General features: G+C 68.2%; 6 protein-coding genes. 2 read left to right on the top strand and 4 right to left on the bottom strand.

Going from position 1 to position 5,623, the window contains the following annotated elements:
- A partial coding sequence (locus tag G3N98_RS38070; RefSeq protein ID WP_206151008.1) for an efflux transporter outer membrane subunit occupies positions 1-1,546 on the bottom strand: 1,546 nt, incomplete at its 3' end.
- A 157-nt stretch (positions 1,547-1,703) separates the two neighbouring features.
- Here G3N98_RS38070 and G3N98_RS38065 point away from each other — a divergent pair.
- Together G3N98_RS38065 and G3N98_RS38060 are read left to right on the top strand one after the other, a co-directional pair.
- Positions 1,704-2,645, top strand: coding sequence for a LysR family transcriptional regulator (locus G3N98_RS38065; protein ID WP_206151007.1), 942 nt, complete (start codon positions 1,704-1,706; stop codon positions 2,643-2,645).
- A 117-nt stretch (positions 2,646-2,762) separates the two neighbouring features.
- Positions 2,763-2,915, top strand: a complete 153-nt coding sequence (locus tag G3N98_RS38060; RefSeq protein WP_163008969.1) for a hypothetical protein — start codon at positions 2,763-2,765, stop codon at positions 2,913-2,915.
- Between the two features lie 59 nt (positions 2,916-2,974).
- On the opposite strand, the gene G3N98_RS38055 is transcribed toward G3N98_RS38060, so the two are convergent.
- The 3 genes from G3N98_RS38055 to G3N98_RS38045 form a co-directional block, all read right to left on the bottom strand.
- Complete coding sequence (locus tag G3N98_RS38055; RefSeq protein ID WP_206151006.1) at positions 2,975-3,805, bottom strand: metallophosphoesterase; 831 nt, start codon at positions 3,803-3,805, stop codon at positions 2,975-2,977.
- Positions 3,806-3,830: 25 nt separating this feature from the next.
- Positions 3,831-5,252 carry an FAD-binding oxidoreductase gene (locus G3N98_RS38050; RefSeq protein ID WP_174975588.1) on the bottom strand — a complete coding sequence of 474 codons (1,422 nt, stop codon included), beginning with the start codon at positions 5,250-5,252 and terminating at the stop codon, positions 3,831-3,833.
- Between the two features lie 18 nt (positions 5,253-5,270).
- Positions 5,271-5,623 (bottom strand): DUF2069 domain-containing protein (locus G3N98_RS38045; protein WP_241026266.1); only part of this gene is annotated, 353 nt, incomplete at its 5' end.

Genomic DNA, 5,623 nt, shown 5'->3' with positions numbered 1-5,623 from the left:
CGGGCCGGGCGACGGCCGCCACGGGCTCCGCGCCCGACGCGGCGGCAGGCGCGGCTGCGCCGGTGGCGGATTCGTCATGCGGCGGATGGCCGCCCCGCACATCGGTACCCGTCTCGACCCCACCGCCGAGCGCGGCCATCAACTGCGCGTGCGCGGCGAGGCGTTCCGCATCGATGCGGGCGGCCGTTTCCTGCGCGCGCAGCAACTGCTGCTGCGCGACCAGCACGTTTACGTAATCGGTCAGCCCGCGGCGGAAGCCTTCGCGCGACAGCTGGTAGCTGCGGTCGTTGGCAGCCACCGAGCGTGCGGCGTCCTTTTTCTGCGTATCGAGCGAACGGATCCGCACGACCTGGTCGGCGATGTCCTTGAGCGCGCCGACGATCGTCTGGTTGTAGCGCTCGACCGCCTGGTCGTAGCCGGCATTCGCGGCGCCGAGCTGCGCACGCAGCCGGCCGCCTTCGAAGATCGGCAGCGACAGCGCGGGGCCGGCCGTCCAGCCGCCGTTCATCGCGCGCAGGAAGTCGGTGAACGGCGCGGTCACGCCGAAGCCGCCGACCGTCGCGAGCAGGTCGATGTTCGGGTAGAACGACGCCTTCGCGACATCGATGCCGCGCGCCTGCGCGTCGACCGTCCAGCGCGCCGCGACGACGTCGGGGCGGCGGCCGGGCAGGTCGGCCGGCATCGCCGACGGCAGGCCGGCCGGTGCGTCGAGCGACAGTTGCGGCCGCTTGATCGCGTCGCCCGCGCCCGGGCCCTTGCCGGCCAGCGCGGCGAGCTGATGCCGCGCGAGCTGGATCGCTTCTTCGTAGCTGTCGATCTGGCGCTCATAATCGGGCAGTGTCGATTCCGCCTGGCTCACTTCGAGCTGCGTGCCGAGGCCGGCCTGCAGCCGCTTGCGCGCCAGATCGGCGAGCGAGCGCTGGCGTTCGAACGTTTCGTGCGCGAGGTCGAGCAGCGCATAGTTCATCGACATGCCGACGTACGCACGCACGACGTTGACTTCGAGCTCCAGTTTGGCCGCACGCGCGTCGGCGGCGGTCGCATGCGCGGTGTCGAGCGCGCGCTCGGTCGCGTTCTTGTCCTTGCCCCACAGGTCGAGGTGGTACGACAGGCCGAGCGTGCCGGTGTTGTTCCACGTATCGGTGTTCGCGAGCGGGCCGGGGCCGTAGTACACGTTGTCCGGCCAGTGCTGGCGCATCAGCGACAGGTTGCCGTTGATCTGCGGCAACTCGGCCGAGCGGGCCACGCGCGCCATCGCCTGCGCTTCGCGCACCCGTGCCTCGGCGGCCGCGAGCGTCGGGTTGCCGGCCTGGGCGTTGGCGATCCAGGCGTCGAGTTGCGGATCGCGGTAGGCACGCCACCAGTCGGCCGCGGGCCAGCCCGCGTCACGGTCGGCCGCGCGGATGGCAGCGCCCGCATCGAGCGCGTTCGCGTCGATGCGGGCCGACTGCGGCTTGTTGTCGCCCATGCTCGCGCAGCCGGCCATTATTAATGAGACTGCAAGAACCGCCAGTGCGAGCGTCCCTTTTGTCGCCGGAGACTGCACGATTTTCTCCCTTTCGGATATAGATGAGTCGGATGCGATTATATTTTTCAGTGATTCCTGAATAAATGGACAAGGGTGCAAGTCATTTTTACGAATCCTGAGACAATACTTGTTCGCCTCTGTGCAACAATCCGTCCGGATTCAAACGGGTAATGGGATGGATACGTTACAAAACATGCGGGTGTTCGTTCGCGTGGTCGACGCGGGAAGTTTTACCGCGGCCGCCCAGCAGATGAATTCGACTACCGCCTACGCGTCGCGCGCGGTCTCGGACCTCGAGGCGCACCTGCGCACGCGTCTCCTGAACCGCACGACGCGCCGGATCGCGCTGACCGAAGCCGGCGAGCGCTACCTGCAGCGCTGCGAAGAGATCCTCGCGTATGTCGACCAGGCCGAAGCCGAGGCGGGCGACGCGCATGCGCGCCCGTCGGGCAAGCTGAAGGTGCATTGCTTCACGAGCCTCGGCCAGCACTACCTGGTGCCGGCCATCGCGCGCTACCGCGAGCGCTACCCGGACGTGCATGTCGAGCTGACCCTCGCGCAGCGGATGCCCGATTTGCTCGACGAGGGGTATGACGTCGCGATCGTCGTCGGCCGCGACCTGCCCGATTCCGGGCTCGTGTCGCAGCGGCTCGGCGTGAGCTACAGCGTCGTGTGCGCATCGCCCGCGTATGTCGAGTCGCACGGCGTGCCACAGCGTCCGGCCGACCTCGCGCAGCACGTGTGCCTCGGGATGATCGCGCCGGGCTTTCACTTCGACGAATGGGCGCTGTCGGGGCCGAACGGCGACGAGGTCGTGCCGGTCACGGCGCCGCCGTTTCGCGTGAACGTCGCCGAGGCGCTCGCGGTGGCTGTGCGGGAAGGGATGGGGATCGGCGGTCTGCCGCTCTATTCGGCGATCGGCTGGCTGCGCAGCGGGCACATCGTGCGCGTGATGCCCGAGTACCGGTCGCACGTGATGAACATCTACGCGCTGTATCCGTCGCGCCAGTACCTCGACGCGAAAATTCGCACCTGGGTCGATTTCCTGCGCGACGAACTGCCGGCCACGCTCGCCGCCGACGAAGCCGCGCTCGAGCAGTACACGCGTGCGACATGACAGCGCGGTTGACCGCGATCTGACGAGATTTGTCCTTCACGCAACATTTTTTTACGAACGCGTGTCAGACAGTTTGATACTGTGAGAATCAACGAGATACGCAACCCCGGAGTAGCAATGGATACGCACCTGATGATCGGCCTTGGAGTCCTGCTGGGCGCGGCCGCGGCCGCCGCGGCGACCCGCGACCTGCTGCGCGCGATGAAGGCGAAGGCGCAGATGAAGCCGGTGCCGGTGCGGGTGCGCGAGCAACGCCGCCCCGGCCGCTGATCCGGCCGTCACGCTCCGGGTTGAAAAAGGCCGCGCAACGCGGCCGCGCGGGCCGGCGTTCAGCCGAGCTCGACGACCTTGTCCCACGCGAACGCGGTATTTTCCAGTTCGCCGGTGCGCCGGTGGATGTAGCCGCGCGGGTTGCACACCACGTGCGTGCCGCCGTCCGTCACATAGTCGAATGACGTATGCGTGTGGCCGTGGAGCCACAGATTGACCGGCGGCTGCACGAGTTCCGCCATGTCCGTTACGAACCCCGCCGACGCGAGATCTTCCGCATAGCGCTCCGCCAGTGAGCGCCGGTGCGGCGCATGGTGGGTCACGACGATCGTCTGGCCCGCGAACGGTGTGGCGAGCTGCGCTTCGAGCCACGCGCGGCTGCGTCGATGCAGCGCGATCGCGTCCGCCGGCGAGAAATCCCGCTCCGGCGTGCCCGACGCCGCATGCAGCGCCGCATCGTGCGGCCAGGTCACCTGGATCAATCCCTTGAAATCGAGCATCACGCGCTGCCCGGCCTCGATCGAACCGGCAACGCTGCCTTCGTCGGCGCCGAACAGCGAAAAGTCGGCCCAGAGCGTCGTGCCGAGCACGCGGTAGCGCTGCCCGGGATCGACGTAGACGTCGTTGTTCAGGTAATGCACGTTGTCGAGCGCCCGCGCCGCGTCGCGCATTGCCGACTCCAGCGCGCCGAATTCCCCGTCGTAGTACTCGTGGTTGCCCGGCACGTAGACCACCGGCACCGCGGGATCGAACGTTTCGGCGGCCCAGCGCAGGCCTTCCGCGTGATTGTGGATGTCGCCGGCGAGCACGACGAGATCCGCGTCGGCATGCGGGATCGCGTCGGGCAGGTTGCTTTCGAGATGCAGGTCGGACAGGACGCGGACTTTCACGGGCGAGGCTCCGGAGTGGACGGCTTCAGCGCAGGACCTTGCCGGGATTCATCAGGCCGCGCGGGTCGAGCGCGGTCTTCAGCGTGCGCATCAGCGTCGTTTCGACCGGCGACTTGTAGCGCTGCGCGTCGTCGATCTTCAACTGGCCGATGCCGTGCTCCGCGCTGATCGTGCCGTGGTGGCGGTGCACGTTGTCGTAGACGATCCGGTTGATCGGCGCCTGGAACGCGGCCAGGAACGCTTTCGGGTCGCCGCCTTCGGGCATCTGCACGTTGTAGTGGAGATTGCCGTCGCCGAGGTGGCCGAACGTCACCATCCGCGCGCCCGGCGCGGCTTGCTGGATCGCTGCGTCGGTCTCGTCGATGAAGCGCGCGATCGACGAAATCGGCACCGCGATGTCGTGCTTGATGTTGAGCCCCTCGTCGGCCTGCGCGAGCGGGATGTGTTCGCGCAGATCCCAGAACGCGCGCGACTGTGCGAGATTCTCCGCGACCACCGCGTCGACCACGAGCCCGGCCTCGAACGCTTCTTCCATCAGTTTCTCGAACAGCGCGCGCGCATGCGCTTCGCTTTCGTTGTCGGACAGTTCGAGCAGCACCGTCTGCGCATGCGTCTGCGCGAACGGGTAGCGCAGTTGCGGGTAGTGCTTGCCGACGAGCTGCATGCAGAAGTCCGACATCAGCTCGAAGCCGGTCAGCAGCGGCCCGGCCGCGCGCTGCGCGAGGGCGAGGAAATCGAGCGCCGCGTGCGGCGATTCGAGCGCGGCGAGGGCGGTGACCTGCGCGGCCGGCAGCGGATGCAGCTTCATCACGGCCGCCGTGATGATCCCGAGCGTGCCTTCCGCGCCGATGAACAGGTCGCGCAGGTCGTAGCCCGTGTTGTCCTTGCGCAGCCCGCGCAGGCCGTCCCAGATTTCACCTTGCGGCGTCACGACCTCGAGCCCGAGACACAGCTCGCGCGCGTTGCCGTAGCGCAGCACCGCGGTCCCGCCCGCGTTGGTCGACAGGTTGCCGCCGATCGTGCAACTGCCTTCCGCCGCGAGGCTCAGCGCGAACAGCCGGTCGCCTTCGCGGGCGCGCGCCTGTACGTCGGCGAGGATCACGCCGGCTTCGACGGTGATCGTGTTGTTGTGCGGATCGAGCGCGCGCACCCGGTTCAGGCGCGCGACGCTCAGTACGGCCTGGCTGCCGCTCGCGTCGGGCGTGGCGCCGCCGGCCAGGCCCGTGTTGCCGCCTTGCGGCACGAGCGCGATGCCGTGTGCGTTGGCCAGCTTGACGAGCGCGGCGACTTCGGCGGTGTTCGCGGGCTTCAGCACCGCGCATGCGGCACCCTTGTAGCGGCGGCGCCAGTCGGTCAGGAACGGTTCGGTATCGTGCGGGTCGGTCAGCACATGATCGGCGCCGATCGCGTCACGGCACGCGGAAACGAAAGCTTCGGAGGACATCATCACCTTGTCGCGTAAGGGTCAGGACGCGGCGCGCGACTTTTTCGCCGCGCGCTTGAACGGCGCGACGTACGCCAGCGCCGCCACGAAGAAGACGACGGCGAGCGCGGTCTCGCACCAGCCGAGCGTCGCGGACAGCCCGCGATCGGACATGCCGCGCACGACGCCTTCGGCGAAATAGACGAGTATCAGCATGCTCGCCCACTGCATCGTATAGATGTTACGCCGCCAGACGCCGGGCAGCGCGAGCGCGAGCGGGATCGCCTTGAGCATCAACGCGGAGCCGCCCGGGCGCAGCGGCGCGAGCCACAGCTCCCACGCGAGCGACAGCGCGATCAGTGCGACGAGGCACGCGGTGGCGACCAGCGCGTGGA

This window comes from Burkholderia sp. Tr-20390, from assembly GCF_017104595.1.
Lineage (GTDB): Bacteria > Pseudomonadota > Gammaproteobacteria > Burkholderiales > Burkholderiaceae > Burkholderia.
This window is presented reverse-complemented; position numbering and strand designations above follow the sequence as displayed.

Coding starts and splice junctions, on each gene's coding strand:
- G3N98_RS38050 (WP_174975588.1), bottom strand. CDS start 5,252: ATGATGTCCTCCGAAGCTTTCGTTTCCGCGTGCCGTGACGCGATCGGC.
- G3N98_RS38060 (WP_163008969.1), top strand. CDS start 2,763: ATGGATACGCACCTGATGATCGGCCTTGGAGTCCTGCTGGGCGCGGCC.
- G3N98_RS38065 (WP_206151007.1), top strand. CDS start 1,704: ATGGATACGTTACAAAACATGCGGGTGTTCGTTCGCGTGGTCGACGCG.